A 23,834-nucleotide genomic window follows, 5' to 3' on the forward strand; every position below is an offset into this window, starting at 1 on the left:
ATAGGCGATAGCCGGAGATTGTATGCATATTTTATTCTATACTATAAAAATAACTAATAGTACTCACCTCCTCTGTTCTATTTACCATTAACTGCGATAATACGTAAATTAAAAGTAAGAGGCTGACCTTACGCACTTTAGTTAAAGAAGTGTGAAAAGGTTAGTAATCTCCCGTATCCGAAAGATACGGGAAGCTTTAGGGGGTTGTAGGGACTTTAGTCCCTGCCACTTTACGAGCTTCGCCCGAAAAGTGCGTAACATCAGGAAGAAGGATTAATATGGAAATGTTTATCGGTTTGAATCTCTTTTTACTGTTTATGGTGATAGGGGCATTTATTTTATGGATTTGGGCTCTTATCGATATTATTACCTCCCGTTTTACCGAAGATTTGATGCAGGTGATTTGGCTGTTGGTCGTCTTTTTCTTGCCTTTTATCGGAATGGTGGTCTATCTGTTAATCGGCCGGTCGATGAAAAAAATTTCCCCCCCGAACGACGATGAGACCAACAAAAAATACGATCATCTGGCAAAAATCAAAAATCTTTTAGATGATGGGGTGATTACCCAAGAGGAGTTCGAAGCCGAAAAAGAGAAACTTTTACGCTAATGTCTCCAATTTCGATTTCCGAAAAAGAGGTTTTACAACCACCCTTTTTTTCGAAAATACAGAAGCGGTATCGCCCCTGAAATAACCATCATCATCAACGAGAGCGGATACCCTTTTGCCCAAACAAGCTCCGGCATAAACTGAAAATTCATCCCGTAAATACTCGCAATCAAAGTCGGCGGCATCAACGCGACGCTGGCAACGGTAAAGAGTTTGATAATCTTATTTTGTTCAATATTGATCTGCGCCAAAAAAAGGTTCTGGAGATTGTCCAGCGTATTGATATCGACGGTAGTAAACTCCACCAACGAGTTGATATCCTTCATCATAATGAACAGCTCTTCTTTGAGAGGTTTGGTCAGCTTCGAAGAGCGCGCCATAGAGGTCAAAATCCTCCGCTTGTCAAAAACCGACTGACGCACTTTGAGGGTGAACTCCTGAAGCGTCGAGATTTTCCGGAGGGTCTCCGCCGCTTTTCCCCCCGAATCCCACAGCAGTATTTTCCGGATCGCATCGCTCTCTTTGGCCGCATATTCGAGGAGATCGGCATCCCGGTCGATACGGATATCGAAAATTTCCATGAAAACGTCATATCCCGACAACACCCCTTTAGGATGGGTGGTAGTGGTAATCATTTTGTGCACCGCATCGAACGTTTGAAGCTGCGTATCGCGTACCGTAATCAACATATTATCCTGAAGGATGAACGTAACCGTTTCATTATAGGGGGCTTTGGACTGATCGACAAAAAAGAAAGAGACAAAAAAGTAGGCATTGATCATAATGCTCCGGTCATCTTCCCAGTAGCGCGAACTGATCTCAATCTCTTCGCGTTCTTGTTTGGTCGGCAATTCAATCGAAAAACGCTCTTCGATCCCCTTCACTTCCTTCTCCGTAGGCTGAACCATATCGATCCAGACGATACCGTCGTTCGAAACCGGGTCGTTTAGTGGAGTAAAAACCGATGCGGAGTAACGGTTTTCATCACGCGTATAACAGGTCACCATTGTATTACCTTGATCTTGTATTCGTATCGCAGTATAGCATCCGATTGCGACGATGCCGTTACGAAACGGTTGAATTTCTCCGAAACGTTGCACTCGTAATCTATTCTCGGTATCATCCTCTTACAAATGTTATGCAACCCCCTGAAGCTTCCCGTATCTTTCGGATACGGGAGATTGCCAACCTTTTCGCACGTGTTTAGACAAAGGGCGTAAGGTCAGCTACAAACTATAAGGAAAATTTCCATGAATGTCAAAAACATGTATATTGCTTCGCAGGAACCGAATGCAGGTTCATTCATTGTTACGATGGGGATTATGGAGCTGCTTAAAAGCCGTGTCGGCAAAATTGCCTATTTCCGTCCCGTTATCGAAGAAGACCCCCTCCACGACACGGCGATCCACTTTATGCTCAACCATTTCAACCTCGATCAGAGAATCGAGAGCTGCTACGCATTTGAGCTCAACGAAGTGGAATCGCTTCTGGCGCAGGAGAAAGAGCACTATCTTATCGAACGGATCATCGAGCTCTACCGTGCGTTGGAGTCCGAATACGATTTTGTCCTCATTCAGGGGTTAAATCAAAGTTTATACAGTAAAGTCATTAACTATAATCTGAACCACCTCATCGCCAAAAATCTCCAGTCCCTCTATCTGAGCGTCATCAGCGGACACCACAAAACGTATGAGCACCTCTCCACCGAAATCACCCTGGAGGTGACGGCCATCAAAAATCAGCATATCGAGCACCTTGCGATTTTTATCAACCGCCTTGATCCCGATGCGCATCGACATTTTTGTGACGCCGACCCTTTTTGCGATGTTCCTCTCTTTTTTATGACCGAGATCGATGAACTCGACCGCATCACGATGGGGGAAGTCAAACATGCCCTTCAATGCGATCAGATTGTAGGGGGAAAAGCGGATCTTGACCGGATCGTCCGCCGCCCGAAGATCGCGGCAATGAACGTTGAACATATTCTGGACCATTTTGAAGAGGGGGATTTGATCATTGTCCCGGGGGATCGGCTTGACATTATTTTGACCGTCCTCTATGCCAATGCCTCCAAAAAGTTTCCCTCCATCTCGGGTATCCTCCTCACCGGAGGGTTGACGCCGCCGGAGCGTTTTTTAGACCTCATCACCGGAGTCAACTCCATTAACATCCCGATCCTCACGATCCGTTACGATACCTACCGAACCACGCAGCTGATTGATCACATCCCGGCAACCCTCCGCCCCGAACAGACCCGTAAAATTGCCCTCGCCATGGGGGCATTTATGAATGCCGTCAATATAGAGATGCTTCAGGAACGGATACGTACGTCGCACAGCAGCGTTACCACCCCCGCCATGTTCGAATACAGCCTCTATCAGCGTGCCCGTCAGGTCCGCAAACGGATCGTCCTCCCCGAAAGCGATGACGAACGTATTTTACGTGCCGTCGAAATCGTATTGCGGCGTGATGTCGTTGATCTGATTTTACTGGGTGATCCGGCCGCCGTATTGCATCATGCCACGGCCCTTGGTCTCGATATCTCCAAAGCAACGATCATAGACCCCGCCCACTCCCCCTGGATGGAGGGGTATGTGGACGATTTTTATGCCTTGCGGCGCCATAAAGGGTTGAGTCGGCAAACGGCACAAGAGGCGATGACCCACTCCACCTATTTCGCCACCATGATGGTTCATCACGGCGAAGCGGACGGTATGGTCTCCGGTGCGCTCCATACGACGCAAGAGACCGTCCTTCCCGCCTTGCAGATCATTAAAACCGCCCCCGACATCTCCTTGGTCTCCAGCCTCTTTTTTATGTGTCTGGATACGAAAGTACTGGTCTATTCCGACTGTGCCCTCATCCAGGATCCCACCGCCTCCGAATTGGCCGAAATCGCTATCGCTTCGGCACAAAGTGCCAAAGCGTTCGGAATCGAACCGCGCATCGCGATGCTCTCCTACTCTACGGGAACTTCAGGAAAAGGGGATGATGTCGATAAAGTGCGCCTTGCCACCCAAATCGTCAAAAATCGCCGTCCCGACCTCCTCATCGAAGGGCCGATCCAGTATGACGCGGCGATTGATCCCGATGTCGCCCGGATAAAACTTCCGAACAATCCGGTTGCCGGACAGGCGACCATCTTTATCTTTCCCGATCTCAATACCGGAAACAATACCTACAAAGCGGTACAGCGCTCATCCGGAGCCATCGCCATCGGTCCCATGCTCCAGGGGCTTAAAAAACCGGTGAATGATCTCAGTCGCGGCTGTGAGATTCCCGATATCGTCAATACCATCCTTATTACCGCCATTCAGGCACAAAGCGAGACACTATGAGCCTACTCATCATCAATGCGGGGAGTTCCTCCATCAAGTATACCCTCTTTGAGTCCAAAACGCTCAGAGTCATTGATCACGGCCTTATTGAAGAGATTAGCGACCATCACGAAGGATTTGAGGTGATGCGCACCCAGTTGCAGATCCATAATATCGATATTACCCAAATCGAGGCTATCGGCCATCGAGTCGTCCACGGTGGGGAACGTTTTCATGAACCCACCCTGATCGATGACGAACTCCTCGAAGAGATCAAAGTACTCTCCCCCCTCGCACCGCTGCACAACCCTGCCAATATCGAGGGGATCGTTGCGGCGCGAAAAATCGCCCCCCTCGCCTTTCATATTGCCGTTTTCGATACCGCATTCCACCAAAGCATCCCCGAATACGCCTACCTCTACCCTATCCCGACTCGCGTCTACGAATCGTACCATGTACGCCGCTACGGATTTCACGGGATTTCGCACCGCTACGTCGCGTCGCAGGCGGCCAAAGCACTCCACATACCGAGCGAATCGCTCAACCTGATCACTTTTCATATCGGTAACGGGGTGAGTGCCTGTGCCATCCGCAAAGGGAAAAGCATCGACACGACGATGGGGATGACCCCGCTGGAGGGGCTTATGATGGGGTCGCGCAGCGGAAGCATCGACCCGGGAATCATCACCTACCTGATGCGTCAGGCCTCGATGAGCCCCGATCAAATCGACGCCATGCTCAACAAACAAAGCGGCCTCACGGGGATTGCGGGGAGCAACGATATGCGCATTATCATCGATGCCGCCGACGGAGGGGACAACCATGCGCAGCTGGCACTTGAAATGTTTGCCTACCGCCTCAAAAAACAGCTCGGCGCCTACATGGCGATCATGAGTCCTGTCGATGCCGTCGTCTTTACCGGAGGGATCGGCGAACACTCGGCGCGGATTCGTGCCATGATCTGTACCGGGCTCGAACACATAGGGATCCTTCTGGATGAGACCAAGAACAACGCCCATGAGACGATGATCCACGATGAGTACAGCGCACTGGATCTGCTGGTCATCCCCACCGATGAAGAGCTGCAGATCGCGTTGGAAGTCAAAGAGGTGCTGCAATTGCGATAATAAAACTTAATTCAACGTTATAATACGTGCTGATGATTCATTGGTTTTTTTTATTACATATTACATCAACCATGAAAAATAGATTAGAAAGGGAAAAGTGACCATGCGAGGTAAAATTTTAGAGTATACCGATACAACTTCAATCGGATATATTCGAGGGGAAGACGGCTCTAAATACCGCTTCTTAGCCGAAGAGTGCACCCCGACATCCCCGAAACCCTATACCGGAGCCGAAGCCGAATTTTCCCCCCATGGGGGAGAGGCAAAAGAGGTATCGGTTCTGCCAGGAAGCAAACAACGCGAATCGGTACCGACACCGAAACGATCAAAAAAAGTGTTCTCTACCGTTATGACGCTCGCTGCAATTTTTACGATTGCCGCCGTTGCCGCCGTCATTATCCTTTCAGAGAGGGAACACCGGAAAGTGAAAGAACTTCAAGATCTCTACCATTCTCAAATCGTAGAGATCGCCGATCTTCTCAAAAACGGCAAATGCACCCAAGCGGCTTCGGTATATTCACGGGCCAAAACGACACGCGACGCCATTTACGAAACCGGTTTGTACTACAGTTTTGAATCGCATGCACAGCAGGCACACTCGCTGGAGATAGCCGAATGTTTCGTGGAACTTCATCAATTGATCAATGCCACCGTTGTCTTAGAGATCGATAATGTCAATGATCCGGAGTATCTTCGCAAAGCATCAATCATCTATGCGAAAGGGGGAAATAGGCTCAAGGCAAAAGAGGCAGCATCCAAAGCTCAGAGTCTCGACCCCCGCTAAAATTCTCCGCCATTACTCTAATATTTCACGCTCAAGATCCGGATAATATTGTTATCCGTATCGCTGATGTAAAGTTTATCCGAGTTTTCATCGTAAAACATCCCTTTGGGGTGGTTGATCTGCACATGGGTAAAGGGGGTATTCGAATTGTTTCCATCTACCCACTGTCCCGTTGTCGCATCGATCAAACTTCTCGCCTTCAACGTCGCAAGATTGATGGCCCAGATTCTATTTTCCCCGATATCCGATACGTATAAAGTTCCCCGCTTCGGAGCGATTGCAATGCCGTAAAGGTTGATAAACGAACGTCCTGTGATCGTCACGGTACTGACGGCACCGGACAACGTCACTTTACGGATTTTTTTGTTTCCGTTATCCAATACGTACAAGGTATTCGACCCGTCGAAAACGATGCCGGTAGGATAGGAAAATTGGCTATTGATCCCTTGACCATCCGTATCCCCTTCACTCTTTCCGGCCAGCGTCGTCACCACTCCGGAGGGGGTGATTTTACGGATGCGATGGTTATAGGTATCGGTGACATACAAATTCCCCCCCTGATCGGCTACAGCGCTGTAGGGGCGGTTAAACTGAGCCTGCGTTGTATTGCCGTCCCCATATCCCGCACTGCTTCCCGCAAAAAACGTCGTGCTCTGCCCCACCGCTTTTTTAATGACATGGTTGTAGCTGTCGACGATGTAGAAGGTTTGATTGGTATCCCATAATCCGACGAGGGATGTCGGATTGTACAATTTGGTCGTACTCAGGGTCCCGACACTGTTGCCCTGGGTACTTCCCGCCGAGTTTTGCCCGATAAAGGTTGAAATGATCGTTTTGCTCCCCGAGCCGATGTCGATACGACGAATTTTTTGATTTTGGGTATCGCAGAAATAGAGTTTCCCCTCCGGGTTCACAATGATCCCTTCCGGTTTGTAAAACTCTTCAATCTTTTGTTTCGTATCGTCTGCGACGAGGTCTATCCCCGCTTCGCCGCTCCCCATGACGGTCCGCACCAATTTTTCGGTTTTTAAAATTTTTCGAATTTTGTGGTTGCCGCGATCCACGACAAACAGCTCATTCGTTGTGGCAAACAGTCCGACAGGCTCATCAAACAAAGCACTTCGAAGGGTTGTCCCCTCATAATTGCCTTTTTTGCTTTTGGCCCCTGCCGCCGCGTTCGGAAGCTCTTTCCATGTAGTGATGTCGTATGCCAGCACCGTATGATCTTGGGTACTGCTGATATAGAGGGTCGTCCCATCAAGCACCAACCCCTCAGGAGCATTCAGCCCTGTTACAACGCCCGATGCAATCACCGTCGGTTTGCTGATCGAGACGGCATCGACGCGATTGGCCCCTTTGAGCAAAACCAGAAGGGTAGTGTTCCCGTCCACGCTCAAATCGACGGGCTGAGACGTGGCCTCCATCGAGTCCGTCAGGGTGGAAACCCCATAACTCCCCCCCGACGTAATGTCAATCGATCGGACGGCATGATTCATCGTATCGGCAACGTAGAGGGTATTGGCGATCGAATACAGACCGTGCGGCTGGAAAAAGGAGGCTTTGCTTCCGTTGCTATCATCCCGATAACCACTCGATTTGTTTCCGGCGATTTTAACCACGCTCGGAAGCTTTGGGTTGCCGGTGATATTCGCATCGAGAATTTTGTTGTTCCCCGTATCCGCGATAAAAAGGTGCCGCTCGGCACCGATCGTCACGGCTACCATCCCGGTAGGACCCGACAATAGCGCCGACGTCCCCTTCTGCGCCGTATCGGTATTGTCGCCGGCAACGCCGGTTACACTCCCGATCACCGTGATAACGGTTCCGTCCGGAGAAATTCTCCGAATACAGTTATTGGCGGTATCGCTGACATAGAGGTATACGTCGTCTTGGATAATCCGTTCCGGCTTATAAAATTTTGCATAGCTTTGCGCATGGGAAATGGTTTTCAACTCCACAAACGATGCATCGGAAATCCCGCTCAAGGAGGTGTCATTGCTGCTTCCGCCGCCGCATCCCGTCATTATAAGCGTCATCAAAAACAATAAAACCGATAGAGTAACTTTCACGTGTGCCGCTCCCGAATCTTTAATAAATACGTACCGCCATTATACCGAAGCGACCTAAACGGTTTCTTCCCGCTTGTTTAACGTTGCAGAGGGTTTTATCTCCTTTTAACACCATTTTTCTTATACTCATCTTTATGAACTCCTACCAAAATCTCGCTTTACTTGAAAACCTTTACCGCCTTAAAGCTCTGGGTTATTCGTATGTTGACCCCATTACTCCCAATGTTCAGCACCCCTCCGCTTCCCTTCCGAAATCGCTCACTGCCTTAAACAACGCGATCGAAACATGTTTTCTGTGTGATTTGAGCAAATCACGCTCGCAAAGTATGCCGGGATTCGGCAATCCGAACGGACAGATTGTCTTTGTCGATGCCTATGTTTCGACGGCGGAAGATGAGGGGAACGGATATTATCTCGGACGTTCCGGGATGATGCTGCGCGATATGATCGAAAAGGTACTGATGCTCGGCATCGATGAGGTCTACTTTACCCATGCCGTCAAATGCAAACCTTTCGGTTTTCAACAGCCATCCCCCAGCGAGTGCAGCAGCTGTGCCCCGTTTTTATCCCAACAGCTCTCCATTATCAAGCCGCGCCTTATCGTCGCATTGGGGAGTGATGCCTACACCCTCTTGACCAACGATACCCGTGATTTTGAACGGCTTCGCGGTGAAGTCATCCCCTACGGTGATGCCCTCCTCATCCCGATGTACCATCCGATGTTTCTCATCCGCAACCCCTCTCTCAAAAAAGAGGCGATGCGGGATCTGCAAACCATTAAGGGGCGCTTACAATGAATTTTTTCAGCCGATTTTTTCTCTTGCTTGGTATCCTCGTCTCTTTCAACGCCGAGGCCGTTACCAGTATCATGATCCAAAAAGCACGTCAACCCTCCGCGCAGAACGTATTTCTCCCCCCGCATTCCCCGGCCAAAGAGATGAAAATTGCCCTGATCGGCGCACCCAAAGTGATCGGAAAATACGCTCAATCGACCTATAACGTTGCATTGGCGACCTTGCTGGCAAAGCATCCCGAAAACTATACCCTCACACGCTTTGATATCCCCGACGAATCCGAAGCATCTCTTGCACAGGTCATCTCTACGATACATCAGCAAGGGTTCAATGCGATACTCGCTCCGTTGACCGTGAACGGAGTGCAGCGTCTCTCTCATCTTGAGAATTCAATCGATACATTCATCCCGACCGTCCATAAGCGCGATGTTCCGGGTGCGCCCGAAAACTTTGTCTTCGGTGCGATCGATTACATGAAACAAATTGAAGCCCTCCTCCCCTATATGGGTAACGGTATCTCCATTTTTTACGATAATTCGGCGGTAGGTACGCAGCTTAAACAAATCACCGAAGAGCTTTTTCTGGAGAGCGACAGAGCCAAAAAAAGTGTCGCAGCCTATCCGGTAGATGCACAGGGGGATAACATCATCGCCCATCTTTCCAAACCGTCGGCATTTGCTAAAAAAAGCGTTATTCTCCACATCCCGGTCGTTAAAAGTGCGATCCTAACCGCCCATATGACCTTCACCGGTATCAAGGAGCGCAATATCCTCTCTACCCAGATCAACATCGATCCGACGCTCATCAGCCTGACTCAGTATAATGACCGTAAAAATATGATTTTAGCCAACTCGATCGTCGAGCACGCAGCCCGCATCGACGATGCCAATGCTATGATGAACAACGATATCGCTTTTGACTGGATCCAATACGCCACGAGCGTCGGGACCGATTATCTCGTTGCCAAACTCGAAAACAGCGAAAGGGACTATTCCATGCGCATCGTCGGTTCGCAGGTGATCTATCCGGTCCAACTGCTCAAAGCAAAAGAGTTCGGTTTTGAACCGATTACGGCAAAGTGAGGCAAAAATGCTCGAAAAATTTGATCTCTTTAGCCATCTGACACCCAAGCAGCTGCAATCGCTCTCGCACATCAGTATCAATCGCACATTCGAACCCGGGGAGATCATCTTTTACGAAGGGGAAAACAGCTCCTATTTCCATCTGCTCCTCAAAGGAGAGGTATCCGTTCTCAAAACTTCGGCCGGCAGCGGCCCGATCCTGGTTCATCGCTTTCATGCCCCCTCCCTTATCGCCGAAGTCGCCACCCTAAAACAGATCCCCTATCCCGCATCCGCCGAGTGTGCCGCTGCTGCCGAAATTTTAAAAATCGAACGGGAAGCTTTTTTGAAACTCCTTCACGAAGATCCGGCTCTCAGCATCTCACTGATCGCCTCCCTGACCCAAAAAATAGGGGTATTGGAACTTTCCCTCAAACGTCACGGCGCCCCCAACGCGATGGCCAAAGTCGCCCAACTGATACGGGATGAACCCGATATTTTCAAGCACCGCAAAGGGATAGAGATCGCTCAGATGGTGGGGATCACCCCCGAAACACTCTCCCGTATGATCAAAAAACTGAAAACAGAAGGGATTATCGCCGGAAACGGCCTCAAATCATTTACCCTTATAAATCTGCAAGGGTTGGAAAACTATTGCGGATGATAATTTTCCTTTAAGAGAGCGGGTGATAAAGTAGCCCTATCTAAAAAAGGGGGAACCCATGGCAAAAAGAGGGATAGCGTTGCTTCGAGGCATCGAAGCGCAGCATGTTGTTGATTTGCTAAACAAAGCCTACTGTGATGAATGGCTGGCCTATTACCAGTATTTTATCGAAGCCAAAGTCGTGAAAGGGCTGATGAAAGATGCCGCCATCGTCGAACTCACCCAACATGCTGCCGATGAGCTACGACACGCCACGCTCCTCAGCGACCGGATCATCCAGCTGGGGGGAACGCCGATACTCCATCCCGGCGACTGGCTGACCCATTCCAACTGCGGCTACGACGCGCCGTTAAACCCCGATGTCCGAACCGTTTTGCAAGAGGCCATTAAAGGGGAACAATGCGCGATCGGCGTCTACTCCGGCCTGCTCGACATTACCCGTGAAAAAGATACCGTGACCTACGATATCATCTCTCAGATTTTAGCCGATGAGGTGGAACATGAAGAGGATTTGCAAGCGCTTTTTGATGATATCGAAGAGTTTATCCAAGAGCTGAAGCGCGCATGAAACACATCTCTCCCCTTCTCTTCTCATTTTTTATGTTGGGCAATCCCCTCTTCGGGGCCGATATTCTGGAGTTGGTACGCACCCTTGATGCAAATGATACGGGTACCTTCAAATCATTGATTACAACCCCCGACGATGCCAATACGATGCGCAGCGACAACAACAAATCGATCCTGATGTATGCCAGCTGGATCGGCAACAGCGAAGCGGTTGAACATCTCGTCGCCTCCGGAGCCAAAGTCAATGTCCAGGATACGAACGGGGTGAGCGCCTTGCATCTGGCAGCGTGGAAATCCAATACCCCGATTGCCTTGTACCTGCTGCAACACGGCGCATTCGGTAATATCACAAGCAGTGACGGAATGACCCCTCTGGACATCGCACGGATGAAAGAGAACCAAATACTCGCCAAAGAGATTGAAAAAACAATCCCCAAGCTTAAACCGTTATTGTAGAGTTTTTCGCAAGAAATCTTTCTCCGAATCGGGAATTTTAGTTATCTTCCCCTCAAAATCAAGATGAACAAGTAGAATACTCAATCGAAACAACTCTTCCTCCCCTCGATAAATCTGTTGCAACAGACGAAACGAGGTTTTCTTCATTTCCACTAAACCCGTTTTCACCTCGATAACATCCCCAAATTTTGCACTTTTGAGATAATCCCCTTCGATGCGCTTCGCAACAAAATGCCCCCCGCTCAAAATAGGAGAACGCCCCGCACGGAAAAAAAGCTCACTCCGCGCCCGCTCACAAAAATTGAGATAATTGGAGTGATAAACGACCCCGCCGACATCGGTGTCTTCATAATAGACACGTATTTGCATTAGCTAACCTCCTATTTTAGGGTTTTTTAAGCCATTTTTTCTTTAGGTGTGACAAATCCCTTGAGAAATGCTTCTCTTTCATCTTCATTTTTTGGTACAAATTTCGCATATTTTTGAAGCGTAATCTGAATATTAGAATGCCCCATCGTTTTTGATATCCACCCTAAATCAATTTTCTTCACTAACATCTGAGAGGCAAATGTATGCCGTGTATTATAGATATTGCGCTGTGCCTGGTAAAATCTCACTTTTAATCGTTTCGAGATTCTCAGATGTAGCTTTCATCTCCATTGAGGGACGTTGTCGTTTCCCATCATAAATAAAATCAAGCTTCCAAATTCCCTTTATATCGCGGATCGTAAAAACTAAATCCCCAAATTGATATTTGTAATTATTTTTCAAAGAACATCTCCTTTCGGAGTCTCTTCACGCGGAGCCATTTTACCGATTTTTTGCAAAATCCTTTTTGTAGTAGGGTTATTAGCTGGTGTGATATCCTCTGTGATAACTTCATTTTTGATTTCACGGCGATTTTTATATTATGAAGTTGCTTGAGAGTGTTCCCGTTCCTCAAGATTCCAATACATCTCTGGGTGCTGAGCTGACCTCTGGGTCAAAATCTCGACATCAAAGCTTGACTTTGGCATTAAGCTAAGCTCAAGCCATCTTGATGCTAGACTGATTGCATGAAAGAAATTTACGATAACACCCATTTTAGAATCTCTCACAATCTTGAAGAGATCGATTTTACCATTGACACCCTACCTATTTACGCACCCTTCGATGCACCCTTTGCCATTCTCACCGCATGGAATCCGAACAATCAGCCACTAAGTCTTGAGGAAAATACCATTCGCAATGAACAGCTCTTTGAGAAGCTTTTAGAATACGGTCATCCGTCCAGTCGTTTGGGTTTCTCTTTGATGTGCAAAGTGATGCGAAACTCCCCATCGATCATTCGGATATCTAAAAATAACCAAATATGGCGATTTTAAGCAAAGAGATATTACTCTATTGAACATATTTGAAAGTGCAAAGGTTAGCGTTGAGAATCCTCCACTTCTCCGACACCCATCTGGAGTTTAACGATCTTGAGATCGTCAACGACTCTGGTATCAACCAGCGCGAATCGTATCGACAGATATTTCTAATCTCTCATGAAATGGAGATTAAGGAGATGTTTGAGAGAGTGGTAGAGTTATGAGGGAGGAGATAATGGAAGAACGGCAAAACGTCATCATCTTTCAAAGCAGTGACGGGACGATCGGGTTAGACGTTGAACTTCAGGATGAGACGGTTTGGCTGAATCAAAAGCAAATGGAGCAGCTTTTCGATAAGAGTAAAAAAACCATATCTGAACATATCAGCAATATCTTCAAAGAAGGTGAACTGATCAAGGAAGGAGTTGTCCGGAATTTCCGGACAACTGCAAGTGACGGCAAAACCTACGATGTAATGTATTACAATCTCGACGTCATTATTTCCGTGGGTTATCGAGTCAAATCGGCACGCGGCACCCAGTTTCGTATTTGGGCGACCAAAATCCTCAAAGAGCATATTGTCAAAGGCTACACCCTCAACCAGAAACGTTTAGCGCAAAAAGGGCTGGACGAACTCACCCAGACGATGGAGCTATTACGCTCTACGATCCAACAGAGCGAAATCGGGTTGGACGAAGCCAAAGGGATGCTCGACATCATCCTAAACTATTCGCGCACATGGTCGCTGCTGCAAGGGTACGACGAAGACTCTCTCCCCGAATACCGACTCGGACACGATCAGCGCTTTATCCTCGATGCCGACGAAGCCAAAGCGGCGATAGCGGTACTTAAACACGAACTGCTCCGCAAAGGGGAAGCCAGCGACCTTTTCGGACGGGAAAAAGCGAACGAATTCGAGGGGATCGTCCGAAACATCTATCAAACTTTCGGAGGTGACGACCTCCTCCCAAGCATCGAAGAAAAAGCGGCCAACCTCCTCTACTACATCATCAAAGATCACCCGTTCAACGACGGCAACAAACGGATCGGCGCGTTTTTATTTATCCTCTTTCTGGAGAAAAACCGCGCACGCTACAAACAAAGCGGCGAACTCAAAATCAACGACAACGCCCTCGTAGCCCTCGCCCTCATGACTGCCAAAAGTATCCCTCAGCAAAAAGATACGGTGATCCGGTTGATCGTCAATATGTTGGCGGAGGGGTAAGGTGTTTATATCCCAAGACGAGGAACGGCGCATCCAGATCATGGAAGCGTTTCACACGATCAGCGAATCGTATCGGCAGATATTTCTGATCTCTCATGAGACGGAGATTAAGGAAATGTTTGAGAGGGTGATAGAGTTGTAATGATTAAAAATATTCAAATTAAACTAAAGTTAATTAAGGAAAAATATGGAAATTAGGGAAGAAATACTAAAATCAATAAATAATACTGAAGTTCTAAAGTTAGAACATCAGCATGTTAATACACTCATTCAACAAAATGAAGCTGACTTTACAAAAACAATACAATGGTTTATGGGTATTAGCATGGCTTCAATCGGTGCAATATTGTCCTCTATATCCGGGTTTAGTATGAATCTCATCGAAGAAGGAAAAAAATATTCAGTAGATGGTATTAAAACAGCAGTTCCATTTATTCTTGATTCCCTGCTCTATGCAGGCTTTATATCGATTGCTTTATTTGCTTTTATTTTGTTTTTTACAATTCGACAACGTAAACAACTTATTGCCTATAAAGAAAAAATTATTCAAAAACAATTTTCAAAATATAGTCGTATTAAACAAATTGGAGAGAATAAATGAGTATGGTACATGATCCATCAGAATATATAAGAGGACTTCAGCAATTACTAATTTCGGACAAGAAGCGTATTGGCTTTTTATTCGGAGCTGGGACTTCAATGGCGGAAAAAGATGAGCACTCCTTGATAGTACCTGCTATTGGTCCACTAACAAATGATATCGTTAAAATTCTATCCGATAAGGATCCAAAGTACAAAACTTTGTTTGAACAACTTGAAGAAGAACTTGGAAGTAAATTCAATATCGAAACAATTTTGACCAATCTGGAACAAAAATGCAAAATTATCGGAAAAGGTCTACTTAATGGATTAGATCAGGACGGTTTTATTAACCTCATTACCAATTTCAAAGAAGAAATAAGGGACAGAATCAGTATCCATACAGCATTTACACAAGAGATCGCACCTCACATGGTACAAACCGATTTTGCCAGATGGGTTGGACAAATTCACCGTAAATATCCAGTGGAAATATTTACGACAAACTATGATTATTTGTTTGAACTAGGTCTGGAATATTGCAATGTACCGTATTATGATGGGTTTACTGGCAGTTTTAAACCATTTTTCAATTCTAGCTCAGTTGAAGAAATGAATTTTTTACCTAAGCAGACCAAGTTATGGAAAATTCACGGATCACTTGGTTGGCATATTGATGAAACCTCTCAAAAGATTATTCGTACAAACAGTGATGACCAAGATATTTTAATTTATCCATCAGTGCTCAAATATAATGACTCAAAGAAGCAACCCTACGAAAGTTTAATGGACCGTTTGTCTAATTTTTTGAAAACGAATGATTCTATTCTTATTGTTAGTGGTTATTCATTTGGTGATGAACATATCAATGCTAGAGTTGAGGCGGCACTGAATTCAAATACTACATCACATGTTATTTTTTTACTTTTTGATAAGTACTGGTGTGACACAAGTAAAACATATAAATTCGCTTTGAATGATGAGCACCCTCTATATAAATTTGCTAATACAAATAATAAAATATCTGTTTATGGTATGCGAAACGCTATTATTGGCGGAAAATATGGAGAATGGCAATTAAAAAATCAACCTGATAAAGATGACACTGTTCAAGTAAATCTTTATTTCGACGAGGATTTTGATGATACTAAAGAATTAGGTGCACATGATGCAGGTACTGCATATTGGAGCGGTAAAGGTGATTTTATCTTGCCAGACTTCAAAAGACTAGTTGGTTTTTTAAGCTCAGTAATGCCAGAAAATGAAATAGCTGGATGGGCGAAATATGCTTAATCAACAAACTGCAATTGGTGAGATTGATAGTATTAATGGCAATACAATATCTATTCGATTATTTGACAATATAAAATCTCATATGCCAATTATTGATGGGGTTGTTTATAGAGTTGGGCAAATAGGTTCTTTTTTAAAAATTCCTCTAGGGTATGCTAATCTTTATGGAATTGTCACACAAATTGGATCTAGTGCAATACCTGAAGCACTTCGAGAAGTGCTAGCCAGTGATTATGAACATGCGAAAAATACACAATGGCTTAGCCTTGTACTTGTAGGTGAACAAGTTGGCAAAAAATTTGAACGAGGAATTACTCAGTTTCCAGCAACTAATGACAAAGTCCATTTAGTAACAATTGATGATTTAGACGTAATTTACGGTGGACTAAAAGAAGATGATTCCATTACAGTAGGTAATATCAGTGTATCTGAAAGTCTTGCAGCCAAACTTGATTTGAATAAACTTATTTCTCGGCACTGTGCCATAGTTGGTTCTACGGGAAGTGGAAAGTCCAATACTGTATCTGTTTTACTCGAAGCTATTGCAAAGCGAGAATTTAATAGTTCGAGAATTTTGGTTATTGATCCGCATGGTGAATATAGTGAAGTTATCAAAGATAAAAGCAAAGTCTACCAGATAAATGCAGTAACTGATACTAAAAAACTTTATATACCTTATTGGGCACTTCCATTTAATGAATTAATAAGTATTTTCCCAGGTAATTTATCAGATACACAACGAGAATATCTTAGGGAAAAAATTGTTGAGAAAAAGATTGAAAATATAACTGTAAATAGTTTGACTGTTGAAGCTGAAATGGTCACGGCAGATAGCCCCATACCTTTTAGCATAAAGCAATTATGGTTTGAACTAGATGATTTTGAAAGAAAAACTTTTGGAAAAGATCGTATTACAGAATGTTTAATAACAAAGGGTGATGCTGAAAGCTTAAAGTCTTCAGAATATACACCTGCTAGCCCAGGTGGAGGGGAACCTTTCTTAAATAATAAGGCAAAAGGTTTTTTGAGTTTTTTAGATGGGATACGTATTAAATTAAAAGATAGTCGCTATAAATTTTTATTTCATCCTGGAGAATGGGAAGCTGACCTTACAGGAAAAATTACTAAAGATTTAGATCAATTACTGTTTGGATGGCTTGGTGATGAGAAGCCAATTACGATATTGGATTTATCAGGTATTCCTAGTGATATAATGGTTTCTATTTCGGGGACTTTACTCAAAATTGTTTATGATACCCTTTTTTGGGGGCAGAATACGAAAGCTGGTGGTAAGCAGCAACCGCTACTAATCGTATTAGAAGAAGCTCATAACTATCTCAAAGCAGGCGAAAACTCTATTGCTTCAAGAACCGTGCAAACTATTGCGAAAGAAGGTCGAAAATATGGTGCAGGACTTTTATTAATTACTCAAAGACCTTCTGAATTGGATGAAACAGTTTTAAGTCAATGTGGGACATTAATTGCATTGCGTATGAATAATTCTAAAGACCGTAGTCATATTAGATCAGCTGTTCAAGATGAATTACAGACTATGGTAGATTTATTGCCTAGTCTTCGAACAGGAGAAGGTCTAATTTCTGGCGAAGCGGTAAAAATACCATCTAGGGTAAAGTTTTATAAAACGTCAAGTGCTCCAAAAAGTTCTGACCCATTGGTTACTGAACAATGGAAAAAAGACAGCCCAAGTATTGACGAGTATCGCAAAACAATCGCTTCATGGCGAACTCAAAATTTTAATTCATAAATAAAGGAAAAATAATGTGTGAAGATAAAATGATCCAAGTTTGTTCATCAAATATTCAAGGTGTTGGCTACGACGAAGCTACAGAAACAGTCTGCGTAAGGTTTTTAAATGGCAGTTTATACGTTTACAAAGGTGTTCCGGCCCATGAATTTGAAGGACTCAAGAATGCACCATCGGTAGGTTCATATTTACATCGTAATTTTAAAAATGTTTATCCATACGAACGAATTGAATAATTGTAACCACATACAATGATTGAAACTCATTGATAGTACCTAAATAGGACATTTCCTACAATGAACCATATAATAAATTTTCTAAAGTAGTGCAAAAATGAATAACAAAATTTTCTATAAATACCGTGATATGAGTGATAGAACTATAGAAATTCTCAAAAACAAAAAAATATGGTTAGCTAAACCTAATACTCTCAATGATCCATATGAATGCAAAATCAGAGCATTCACAGAAGAAGAATATTTAAAAGAAAAAGAAAGTACGATGATAAATCAGCTCATGGGCTTTTTTATGACATTTAATCATGCATTAAAAAATCAAGAACCCATTTTTGGTTTGAGACAAAAAGATGTCAAATCAATATTAAGGAGATTAAAAAGAACCAATTCTCTAGAAGAAAGATATGATTTTGCAAATAATATTATGGAAAAAAAAGCTGGTAAAGCTTTTTCAAAACCCACAGATTTTATAGAATCAGTAGATTATATATTAGACAATATTGGTATTTTTAGTTTATCTGAAGACCCATTGAATAAACTTATGTGGTCACATTATTCATCTAGTCATCAAGGCATAGCACTAGGCTTTGAAGTTGATGATAATTCAATTTTATATAATCAAAAATACTTTAATAATGTAAAGTATACTGATGAGCCTTTAAATTTTGAGCTGTCAAATGGAAGGTTAGTGGAAATTAATTATTTTTATAATGACTCTGGGCAATTAGAATCAAAAGGTTCTCTTCAAATTAAAGATCCTGAGTTACAAAAAATATTTTTTACAAAAACTACCGAATGGGCATATGAAAAAGAATGGAGATACATTAGAGAAAAATTTGGTTTATATGACTACCCAGGAAAACTAGTAAGAATAATTTTTGGATTGAATTGCAGTGAAAGCAATATTGAAAGTATTATCTCTTTATGCTCAGAATGTTTCGATTATAAAATAGATTTTTTTAAAGCAGTGAGAGTTGATCATTCCATTGATTTAAATTTGCTCAGTATTAACAGTTGATGAAAAATATAAAGTTTGTATGTAAATTATGACCCTCTCTAAGTCACTTTACACCCGCGGAATCCAATGCTCAAAATCCCTCTGGCTGAAAAAGTACAGCTCTGAGGTGTTGACCCCTCCCGATGCCACCGCACTCGCACGGTTCGAGACGGGAAACATCGTCGGTGATCTGGCATGTGCCCTCTTCCCGAACGGTCGTGAAATCCCCTATAGGGAGAAGAACTTTGCAGGGATGGCGGAGCTGACACGGGAGTGGATGGATGAGGGGCAAGAGAGCATCTACGAGGCGACGTTTATCCATTATGGCGTAGTCGTCATGGTCGATGTCCTCCGCGTTACTCCCGATGGTGTAGAGATATACGAGGTCAAAAGCTCCTCGGAGGTCAAGGAGATCTATCTGCACGATGTCTCGGTACAGCGTTACGTCATTGAGAGCCTCGGGCATACCGTCACCAACTGCTATGTCGTCCATATCGACACCTCCTATGTTCGAGGCGATGAACTCGATCTAAGCGCCCTCTTTAGTATCGCCGACGTGAGCGGTGCGGTTGATGCACTGATGAACGGTGTCCCTGCCAAACTTGCCGAGTTTGAAGCCCATCTCGCAGATAGAGAGAACGAACCCGCCATCGAGATCGGAAAACACTGCAAAACCCCCTATGAGTGCGACGCAATGCACTACTGCTGGAAAGTACAGCGAAGCATCCCCGATTACTCCGTCTTTAATATCTTTAACCTCGGGAGTAAGAATCAGGTTGAGCTGTACAATCAGGGGATCGTTCGGATCGAAGAGATTCCCGATAGCTATAAAATGACCGCCATCCAACAGCAAAAGGTCGATAACTGGAAAGCCAAGCGCACTTACATCGACCGCGACGCGATCCGTGAGTTCCTTTCCACCCTCACCTATCCTATTTACCATCTCGATTTCGAGACGTTTCAGCAGGCGGTTCCACAATGGAACGGGATCAGCCCCTATCAGCAGATACCGTTTCAGTATTCGCTCCATATCGAACACGCGAACGGGGAGCTGGAGCATCGGGAATTTTTAGCACCCGCAGGAGCCGATCCGCGCTACGCATTGGCACAACAGCTGATACATGATATCCCGGGCAACGTCACGGTACTGGCGTATAACATGAGCTTCGAAAAAGGGGTGATCGAAAAGCTAGCCCTTAGCTTCCCCGATCTCAGCGAACGCCTCAAAAGTATCATTCCCAATATCCGTGATCTGATGGTGCCGTTTCAAAAGGGACATTACGTCACCCCATCCATGAACGGAAGCTACTCGATCAAATACGTCCTCCCCGCCCTCGTCCCCGAGATGGCAGACGCCTACAAAGAGCTCAACGGTGTGCAAAACGGGGGTGAAGCGATGAATAGCTATGCGAAGCTTGCGACAATGGAAGAGGTAAAGCAAGAACGTATCCGCCGTGCACTTCTCGAATACTGTAAACTCGATACACTGGCGATGGTCAAAGTTTTGAATGCAATAAAAAGAATACTGCTAGAAAAATAGATACATTTGTTTCAAATTATTACAGAATTATTAAGTTCTAATCCTATTGTTTTGCCTCTTCAATCGTAGCAACGCTGATAAACATAGGAAGAATATTTGTTACTGAGTCAGGTTCTTGAATTTCCGAAAAGCCCCTATCCCGATAAAAATCATGTTTACCATCCTCGGCATCCAAATAAAGCCCTGCAATGCCTGTTTGTGCTGCAAGTTTGTGGGTCAATTCGAGACTATGTTTTAAAAGTTTGCTACCAAGTCCTTGTCCCGCATAAGCGAGATCTACACCAAGCATTACTAATCTCAAAGCCGGTATTTGCCTTGTTGAACCACTTGGAGCAGTGTTAAACGCTTCTTTGGCGATTGAAAAAGCCATAATATTGTAGTAACCGATAAACTTGTCATTTAATGACGTATCGAGCAATACATACGCTTGACACATATTATTTTTGACATTTTGTTTCAGAGAATTTATTGCAAAGCGATTGATCATCTCATGGCCACAATCGAATTTTTTGATCCCGTTGTAGCTTTTTGTAATATCGAAGCGTTCTAATACGATTGTATTAACGCTCATTCAAACTATCCATTGCCATCAATTCTTTCAATTGTGGAGTGGCTTTCGGAGGATTCATCAAAATTTCCATGAATGCCTTGTGGTCTTTCTCGTTCAAAGCGATCATTTCAGCTTCGGCGACTACTGCTCTTGCTTTTTCTGCTGCCGCCGAAAGGACAAAGGCGCTCAAATCACATCCCTGTAATCCAGCGGCTAGTTGGATGAAATCTTTGAGTTTAGAATTTAGCTTCGCTTCAAACCTTGCATCTTTAGTATTGTCTAACATCCCATTGTAAAAAGAGAGTGCTTGCATTGTTAACTCCTATACGGATTATGTACGGACATTATAACATATTTATGATTAACAGAGTTAAAAGAATTGAGGTGTGACAGAAGTATAATTTATACAAGATCATCCAAAGAAATAGCACACGAAATAGGTCGTAGATACCCTACCCTTTGATACTCTCGGACTCTGCGTTGAGCTGCAGTCTAACGAAAAGTGTGCACTTTACTCTATTTCTTTCTCCATTTTATTTCTCCTGACATTATTGTTTAGTACTATTCTAAAATCAATTAGGTTTTGACAGATATCGTATTGATCTGTTTTGAAACCCCCATTTAAGGCTTATGCAGTGAGTATCTATGCTTTACAATCCCCGGCAGGTGGATTTTTGGATGAAGATTTAAAGTTTTATAACAAAATATTTGATGAGTGGTGTGTACAGTTTGACAATTATGACGATGCCAGACTCATTGCAGATACCCTCGATAGGAGCCGATATGCAGAGGTGGTAGAGATCACGCCGCTGAGTTATCCTAAATATTTTTTTCATAACCTACAGGGGATAATCCATGCCACACGTGAAATTGATGGAAATATTATCTGTATCGTCGAACCGTTTACGGGATCCTATTTTCGCATTGCCGTCTGTAATTTGATGAGAAGAAGCGTTAAACTGACCCCATCAAAATATAAAAGTTCCATGAGTGTCGAAGGGGCTTTTGCAAATTTTAAAATCAGAGAACACGGTGATAATCAAGACTTTTAATGCGGTGTTATCCTACTGCATAGCCTAAACATTGGCTTACCCATACTCCCACGCTAAGGGTTGAAAGCGCATCCCCCGAAAATGAGCCGGCTATAGGCGGAATGGATTCGGGAAGTCTGGCTACCGCTACGGCGATATGGTCGCTTCCGACAATCTTACCGATTGTAGGGTCAAATCCTTTCCATCCCGCACCCGGTAGATACACCTCCGCCCATGCATGAGTCGAGCCGATTTCAGCCATCAGCGGGGCATAAAGGTATCCGCTTACAAAACGTGAAGCAAGTCCCAGACATCGTACCGCCTGCATAAAGAGAAAAGCAAAGTCACGACAGGAACCGGTACCGCATCGAAGTGTTTCCATTGCACTTTGTACCCCGGGTTCTTCTCTCACACGATAGGTAAGTGTCTTATAAATGTAATCGGCAATCCGTTGCAAGAGAGTATACGTTTGAATGGATTCCCCCGATTGCCAAAACTTGGCAATCCATTTATTGACGACATCGATGGTCATCTGATCGGGTAATGATTTGTAGGCTGAGAGTAAGATATTCTCTTCATCTTGATAGCTGAAGGGATAACGCAATGCATAACCACTCACCATAAAATCAAGAGGAGATTCATTGTATTGTTGAATGATCACTTCACTCTCAATCACGAGCTGACGTGCAGGGAGAATAAAATTGGCAATGGCAACTGAATTTCCTTCAACATCTCGATGCCATAGGAGGGTTGCATCGGGTATGATCTTAAGTGAAAAAGACTCAATCCGAAGTTCATAGTCTTCTCTGGGACGCAGTAGCAGATTATGAGAACCAAGCGTTACATTAGTAGAATAATTATAGTAAGTGCGATGGATAATTTTATAGCGCTGCATGGGGAGTCTTGCTTTGGTGATTTATTTGCACGACGTTAATCTGTTGAGATATTGGTTGCAATCCAGGCCCAAATTGGTTATAAACAGCAACATCTGCGGCATCACGGCCATAACCAAGAGCTACATATCCCCCCTTCATTTCTACTTGTGTTGCATCAAAAGTGTACCAGCGCTCTCCGACATAGACTTCAAACCAGGCATGCAAATCCATCGGTTCCAATTCATAAAGATAGCCAACAACCATCCTTGCCGGGATACTGAGACTACGGCACAAGGCGATACCGAGGTGCGAAAGATCACGACAAACTCCCCATCCTCGAACATTGACCTCTTTTGCTGAGACCGGCATATTGTTACGATTAGGTTCAAAACGGATTCGGGCACGCAGCCACTCTACAATGGCACTCACCTGATCATACCCTAATTTCTTTCCTGCCGTAATTTCGCCCGCCATCTGGCTAAAACTATCGGATTCACAGTAACGACTGGGTAATAAGTAACACAACACATTGTTCGGAAGGTTTTGAATCTCAACGAACTCCGCACCCGGTGCTTGATCTATATAATCGGATGTCATCACATCTGCGGCCGTAAATATGGCAAAATCTCCCGGCGGTGCAATAAGCCGCTGACAGAAATTACCATAATTATCGATGAATTCAAATACGGGAATTGTGGGGACAATCCGGTATTCTTCGAAAGCAATCCATTGCTGCACTCCACTTTGCGGTCGAAGCATAAGGACAAATGGGGTCGGTACTTCAATGTTGAATGTCAAATCACAGCTAGTATGGAGCCACATCGGAAAATCCTTTGGATTCGTAAAACAGAATAGTGATCGAACGATTATCTTACAGCATAATACCGCTAAATCAACTTGTTCCCCTAAAGTAGAACCATTCAGAATTAGACTTTAAACTTTCATTG

General features: G+C 44.3%; 29 protein-coding genes. 20 read left to right on the plus strand and 9 right to left on the minus strand.

Annotated elements, in window-relative coordinates:
• Positions 1-278 precede the first annotated feature (278 nt).
• A complete protein-coding gene (locus M0P91_RS02725; protein WP_295064163.1) occupies positions 279-608 on the plus strand; it encodes an SHOCT domain-containing protein in 330 nt (109 codons plus the stop codon).
• Between the two features lie 32 nt (positions 609-640).
• Here M0P91_RS02725 and corA read toward each other — a convergent pair whose 3' ends face one another.
• Complete coding sequence (corA, locus tag M0P91_RS02730) at positions 641-1,708, minus strand: magnesium/cobalt transporter CorA (RefSeq protein ID WP_295064165.1); 1,068 nt, start codon at positions 1,706-1,708, stop codon at positions 641-643.
• Positions 1,709-1,858: 150 nt separating this feature from the next.
• Here corA and pta point away from each other — a divergent pair, with 150 nt between their 5' ends.
• The 3 genes from pta (at position 1,859) to M0P91_RS02745 (ending at position 5,836) form a co-directional block, all read left to right on the plus strand.
• Positions 1,859-3,946, plus strand: a complete 2,088-nt coding sequence (pta, locus tag M0P91_RS02735; protein ID WP_295064168.1) for a phosphate acetyltransferase — start codon at positions 1,859-1,861, stop codon at positions 3,944-3,946.
• Positions 3,943-5,052 (plus strand): acetate kinase, encoded by a 1,110-nt coding sequence (locus M0P91_RS02740; RefSeq protein WP_295064171.1) that lies wholly within the window; start codon positions 3,943-3,945, stop codon positions 5,050-5,052. Before pta ends, M0P91_RS02740 begins: the two co-directional genes overlap by 4 nt.
• Before the next feature lie 103 nt (positions 5,053-5,155).
• A complete protein-coding gene (locus tag M0P91_RS02745) occupies positions 5,156-5,836 on the plus strand; it encodes a hypothetical protein (RefSeq protein ID WP_295064174.1) in 681 nt (226 codons plus the stop codon).
• A 17-nt stretch (positions 5,837-5,853) separates the two neighbouring features.
• On the opposite strand, the gene M0P91_RS02750 is transcribed toward M0P91_RS02745, so the two are convergent.
• Positions 5,854-7,905, minus strand: coding sequence for an SMP-30/gluconolactonase/LRE family protein (locus M0P91_RS02750; protein WP_295064177.1), 2,052 nt, complete (start codon positions 7,903-7,905; stop codon positions 5,854-5,856).
• A 134-nt stretch (positions 7,906-8,039) separates the two neighbouring features.
• On the opposite strand from M0P91_RS02750, the gene M0P91_RS02755 reads away from it, so the two are divergent.
• Genes M0P91_RS02755 through M0P91_RS02775 form a run of 5 tightly spaced genes read left to right on the plus strand, consistent with a single transcriptional unit; the run spans position 8,040 to position 11,447 of the window.
• Complete coding sequence (locus tag M0P91_RS02755) at positions 8,040-8,702, plus strand: uracil-DNA glycosylase (protein WP_295064180.1); 663 nt, start codon at positions 8,040-8,042, stop codon at positions 8,700-8,702.
• Positions 8,699-9,781 (plus strand): hypothetical protein, encoded by a 1,083-nt coding sequence (locus M0P91_RS02760; RefSeq protein ID WP_295064184.1) that lies wholly within the window; start codon positions 8,699-8,701, stop codon positions 9,779-9,781. Before M0P91_RS02755 ends, M0P91_RS02760 begins: the two co-directional genes overlap by 4 nt.
• Positions 9,759-10,424, plus strand: coding sequence for a Crp/Fnr family transcriptional regulator (locus tag M0P91_RS02765; protein ID WP_295064187.1), 666 nt, complete (start codon positions 9,759-9,761; stop codon positions 10,422-10,424). Before M0P91_RS02760 ends, M0P91_RS02765 begins: the two co-directional genes overlap by 23 nt.
• Before the next feature lie 58 nt (positions 10,425-10,482).
• Positions 10,483-10,992, plus strand: a complete 510-nt coding sequence (locus M0P91_RS02770) for a ferritin-like domain-containing protein (RefSeq protein ID WP_295064190.1) — start codon at positions 10,483-10,485, stop codon at positions 10,990-10,992.
• The gene (locus M0P91_RS02775) at positions 10,989-11,447 is read left to right on the plus strand and encodes an ankyrin repeat domain-containing protein (protein ID WP_295064193.1); all 459 of its coding nucleotides are present in this window, start codon (positions 10,989-10,991) and stop codon (positions 11,445-11,447) included. Before M0P91_RS02770 ends, M0P91_RS02775 begins: the two co-directional genes overlap by 4 nt.
• Here M0P91_RS02775 and M0P91_RS02780 read toward each other — a convergent pair.
• From M0P91_RS02780 to M0P91_RS02790, 3 genes are read right to left on the minus strand one after another with little or no spacing between them, the layout of a single operon-like run.
• Positions 11,439-11,816, minus strand: coding sequence for a YbgC/FadM family acyl-CoA thioesterase (locus M0P91_RS02780; RefSeq protein WP_295064196.1), 378 nt, complete (start codon positions 11,814-11,816; stop codon positions 11,439-11,441). The two genes, M0P91_RS02775 and M0P91_RS02780, sit on opposite strands and share 9 nt — an antisense overlap.
• 26 nt (positions 11,817-11,842) lie before the next feature.
• Entirely contained in the window at positions 11,843-12,064 is a 222-nt protein-coding gene (locus tag M0P91_RS02785; RefSeq protein ID WP_295064199.1) for a tyrosine-type recombinase/integrase, read from the minus strand.
• Positions 12,030-12,218 carry a DUF3596 domain-containing protein gene (locus M0P91_RS02790; protein ID WP_295064202.1) on the minus strand — a complete coding sequence of 63 codons (189 nt, stop codon included), beginning with the start codon at positions 12,216-12,218 and terminating at the stop codon, positions 12,030-12,032. The genes M0P91_RS02785 and M0P91_RS02790 overlap by 35 nt, the downstream gene beginning before the upstream one ends.
• 284 nt (positions 12,219-12,502) lie before the next feature.
• Here M0P91_RS02790 and M0P91_RS02795 point away from each other — a divergent pair, with 284 nt between their 5' ends.
• From M0P91_RS02795 to M0P91_RS02840, 10 genes are all read left to right on the plus strand, one after another.
• Positions 12,503-12,811: a DUF3293 domain-containing protein gene (locus M0P91_RS02795; protein ID WP_295064205.1), complete on the plus strand. Its 309-nt coding sequence runs from the start codon at positions 12,503-12,505 to the stop codon at positions 12,809-12,811.
• Positions 12,812-12,861: 50 nt separating this feature from the next.
• Complete coding sequence (locus M0P91_RS02800; RefSeq protein ID WP_295064208.1) at positions 12,862-13,020, plus strand: hypothetical protein; 159 nt, start codon at positions 12,862-12,864, stop codon at positions 13,018-13,020.
• Positions 13,021-13,031: 11 nt separating this feature from the next.
• Complete coding sequence (gene rhuM / locus M0P91_RS02805) at positions 13,032-14,021, plus strand: RhuM family protein (protein ID WP_295064211.1); 990 nt, start codon at positions 13,032-13,034, stop codon at positions 14,019-14,021.
• 1 nt (position 14,022) lies between these two features.
• Entirely contained in the window at positions 14,023-14,163 is a 141-nt protein-coding gene (locus tag M0P91_RS02810) for a hypothetical protein (RefSeq protein WP_295064214.1), read from the plus strand.
• Positions 14,164-14,208: 45 nt separating this feature from the next.
• Positions 14,209-14,622 carry a hypothetical protein gene (locus M0P91_RS02815; protein WP_295064216.1) on the plus strand — a complete coding sequence of 138 codons (414 nt, stop codon included), beginning with the start codon at positions 14,209-14,211 and terminating at the stop codon, positions 14,620-14,622.
• The gene (locus M0P91_RS02820) at positions 14,619-15,893 is read left to right on the plus strand and encodes an SIR2 family protein (protein ID WP_295064218.1); all 1,275 of its coding nucleotides are present in this window, start codon (positions 14,619-14,621) and stop codon (positions 15,891-15,893) included. The genes M0P91_RS02815 and M0P91_RS02820 overlap by 4 nt, the downstream gene beginning before the upstream one ends.
• Positions 15,886-17,658: an ATP-binding protein gene (locus M0P91_RS02825; RefSeq protein WP_295064221.1), complete on the plus strand. Its 1,773-nt coding sequence runs from the start codon at positions 15,886-15,888 to the stop codon at positions 17,656-17,658. Before M0P91_RS02820 ends, M0P91_RS02825 begins: the two co-directional genes overlap by 8 nt.
• A gap of 14 nt (positions 17,659-17,672) precedes the next feature.
• On the plus strand, positions 17,673-17,894 hold the full coding sequence (locus M0P91_RS02830; protein ID WP_295064224.1) for a KTSC domain-containing protein: 222 nt from the start codon (positions 17,673-17,675) through the stop codon (positions 17,892-17,894).
• A gap of 97 nt (positions 17,895-17,991) precedes the next feature.
• Positions 17,992-18,912, plus strand: a complete 921-nt coding sequence (locus M0P91_RS02835) for a DUF2971 domain-containing protein (RefSeq protein ID WP_295064227.1) — start codon at positions 17,992-17,994, stop codon at positions 18,910-18,912.
• Between the two features lie 28 nt (positions 18,913-18,940).
• Complete coding sequence (locus tag M0P91_RS02840; protein ID WP_295064230.1) at positions 18,941-20,431, plus strand: DUF2779 domain-containing protein; 1,491 nt, start codon at positions 18,941-18,943, stop codon at positions 20,429-20,431.
• A 43-nt stretch (positions 20,432-20,474) separates the two neighbouring features.
• On the opposite strand, the gene M0P91_RS02845 is transcribed toward M0P91_RS02840, so the two are convergent.
• Positions 20,475-21,002 (minus strand): GNAT family N-acetyltransferase, encoded by a 528-nt coding sequence (locus tag M0P91_RS02845; RefSeq protein WP_295064232.1) that lies wholly within the window; start codon positions 21,000-21,002, stop codon positions 20,475-20,477.
• Complete coding sequence (locus tag M0P91_RS02850) at positions 20,992-21,294, minus strand: DUF1778 domain-containing protein (protein ID WP_295064235.1); 303 nt, start codon at positions 21,292-21,294, stop codon at positions 20,992-20,994. The genes M0P91_RS02845 and M0P91_RS02850 overlap by 11 nt, the downstream gene beginning before the upstream one ends.
• Positions 21,295-21,616: 322 nt before the next feature.
• Between M0P91_RS02850 and M0P91_RS02855 the strand changes: the two genes are divergently transcribed.
• A complete protein-coding gene (locus M0P91_RS02855; protein WP_295064238.1) occupies positions 21,617-22,033 on the plus strand; it encodes a hypothetical protein in 417 nt (138 codons plus the stop codon).
• Between the two features lie 7 nt (positions 22,034-22,040).
• Here M0P91_RS02855 and M0P91_RS02860 read toward each other — a convergent pair whose 3' ends face one another.
• Complete coding sequence (locus M0P91_RS02860; protein WP_295064241.1) at positions 22,041-22,907, minus strand: transglutaminase family protein; 867 nt, start codon at positions 22,905-22,907, stop codon at positions 22,041-22,043.
• Entirely contained in the window at positions 22,894-23,709 is an 816-nt protein-coding gene (locus M0P91_RS02865; RefSeq protein WP_295064243.1) for a transglutaminase family protein, read from the minus strand. The genes M0P91_RS02860 and M0P91_RS02865 overlap by 14 nt, the downstream gene beginning before the upstream one ends.
• Positions 23,710-23,834: the final 125 nt, after the last annotated feature.

It is taken from the genome of Sulfuricurvum sp., assembly GCF_023229695.1.
Lineage (GTDB): Bacteria > Campylobacterota > Campylobacteria > Campylobacterales > Sulfurimonadaceae > Sulfuricurvum.

Bases quoted from the DNA above. Each gene is read 5' to 3' on its own strand.
- M0P91_RS02725 (WP_295064163.1), top strand. From the start codon at position 279: ATGGAAATGTTTATCGGTTTGAATCTCTTTTTACTGTTTATGGTGATA.
- pta (WP_295064168.1), top strand. From the start codon at position 1,859: ATGAATGTCAAAAACATGTATATTGCTTCGCAGGAACCGAATGCAGGT.
- M0P91_RS02740 (WP_295064171.1), top strand. From the start codon at position 3,943: ATGAGCCTACTCATCATCAATGCGGGGAGTTCCTCCATCAAGTATACC.
- M0P91_RS02745 (WP_295064174.1), top strand. From the start codon at position 5,156: ATGCGAGGTAAAATTTTAGAGTATACCGATACAACTTCAATCGGATAT.
- M0P91_RS02755 (WP_295064180.1), top strand. From the start codon at position 8,040: ATGAACTCCTACCAAAATCTCGCTTTACTTGAAAACCTTTACCGCCTT.
- M0P91_RS02760 (WP_295064184.1), top strand. From the start codon at position 8,699: ATGAATTTTTTCAGCCGATTTTTTCTCTTGCTTGGTATCCTCGTCTCT.
- M0P91_RS02770 (WP_295064190.1), top strand. From the start codon at position 10,483: ATGGCAAAAAGAGGGATAGCGTTGCTTCGAGGCATCGAAGCGCAGCAT.
- M0P91_RS02775 (WP_295064193.1), top strand. From the start codon at position 10,989: ATGAAACACATCTCTCCCCTTCTCTTCTCATTTTTTATGTTGGGCAAT.
- M0P91_RS02780 (WP_295064196.1), bottom strand. From the start codon at position 11,816: ATGCAAATACGTGTCTATTATGAAGACACCGATGTCGGCGGGGTCGTT.
- M0P91_RS02795 (WP_295064205.1), top strand. From the start codon at position 12,503: ATGAAAGAAATTTACGATAACACCCATTTTAGAATCTCTCACAATCTT.
- rhuM (WP_295064211.1), top strand. From the start codon at position 13,032: ATGGAAGAACGGCAAAACGTCATCATCTTTCAAAGCAGTGACGGGACG.
- M0P91_RS02815 (WP_295064216.1), top strand. From the start codon at position 14,209: ATGGAAATTAGGGAAGAAATACTAAAATCAATAAATAATACTGAAGTT.
- M0P91_RS02820 (WP_295064218.1), top strand. From the start codon at position 14,619: ATGAGTATGGTACATGATCCATCAGAATATATAAGAGGACTTCAGCAA.
- M0P91_RS02825 (WP_295064221.1), top strand. From the start codon at position 15,886: ATGCTTAATCAACAAACTGCAATTGGTGAGATTGATAGTATTAATGGC.
- M0P91_RS02830 (WP_295064224.1), top strand. From the start codon at position 17,673: ATGTGTGAAGATAAAATGATCCAAGTTTGTTCATCAAATATTCAAGGT.
- M0P91_RS02835 (WP_295064227.1), top strand. From the start codon at position 17,992: ATGAATAACAAAATTTTCTATAAATACCGTGATATGAGTGATAGAACT.
- M0P91_RS02840 (WP_295064230.1), top strand. From the start codon at position 18,941: ATGACCCTCTCTAAGTCACTTTACACCCGCGGAATCCAATGCTCAAAA.
- M0P91_RS02845 (WP_295064232.1), bottom strand. From the start codon at position 21,002: ATGAGCGTTAATACAATCGTATTAGAACGCTTCGATATTACAAAAAGC.
- M0P91_RS02850 (WP_295064235.1), bottom strand. From the start codon at position 21,294: ATGCAAGCACTCTCTTTTTACAATGGGATGTTAGACAATACTAAAGAT.
- M0P91_RS02860 (WP_295064241.1), bottom strand. From the start codon at position 22,907: ATGCAGCGCTATAAAATTATCCATCGCACTTACTATAATTATTCTACT.
- M0P91_RS02865 (WP_295064243.1), bottom strand. From the start codon at position 23,709: ATGTGGCTCCATACTAGCTGTGATTTGACATTCAACATTGAAGTACCG.